The sequence below is a fragment of the Congzhengia minquanensis genome, assembly GCF_014384785.1.
Lineage (GTDB): Bacteria > Bacillota > Clostridia > UBA1381 > UBA9506 > Congzhengia > Congzhengia minquanensis.
In genome coordinates this window covers 1-706 of record NZ_JACRSU010000019.1, presented here as the reverse complement: position 1 = coordinate 706, position 706 = coordinate 1, and the positions used below count along the sequence as shown (strand labels likewise).

Genomic DNA, 706 nt, shown 5'->3' with positions numbered 1-706 from the left:
TATGTTGCTTTAACTGACTTTGCATCATGGACTGGCAGAACTGCAACATGGCTTCCGGAACAAAATAAAATTAGGGTTGCAGAAAGAAACAATGATATGTCAAATAAACTGATTATTTATACAGATGAGGTCACCGGGCATCAGGGATTTAAAGACAGTGAAGGAAATATTGTAATTGAAGCTAAAGATGAGTATACAAACGTATATCCTTTTAAAGAAGGTCTTGCCATGGTTTGCGATGCGCGAAGAATTAATCCCAGCCCACGTTATGGTTTTATCAATCGAAAAGGTGATTTAGTAATTCCTATAAAATATGGAACAGCCAATGACTTTCAAAACGGAGTTGCCGCAGTAAGAACGCCGTATCCTAACGAAGGCTTTGATTATACCAATGATTGCTGGACTTTTATTAAAAAAGATGGAAGTTTGCTTTTTGATAAAGAATTTAAATGGGCAGATTCTTTTTCTGAAGGGTTCGCATGTATTCTTACACAAGGTATACCAGCACCAACTTCCGATGATGGTAATAAAAGATATTCCTATATTGACCTGAGCGGCGAACGAGCTACTGATTTGGAATTTGAAAAGGCCTCTCGTTTTAAAAATGGTTATGCGAATGTAATTTTAAATGGTGTGGAAGGCTATATTGATTCACAATTTAATTTTTATGAGGGCAAACGCTGATGTATTTAGGCCAAGGGGTAGT

Annotated in this window: 1 protein-coding gene; it reads left to right on the top strand. The window is 36.8% G+C overall.

What is annotated here, in order from left to right; all coding sequences use genetic code 11:
• Positions 1 to 684 (top strand): WG repeat-containing protein (locus H8698_RS13220; RefSeq protein WP_249313904.1); only part of this gene is annotated, 684 nt, incomplete at its 5' end.
• Between the last annotated feature and the right edge of the window lie 22 nt (positions 685 to 706).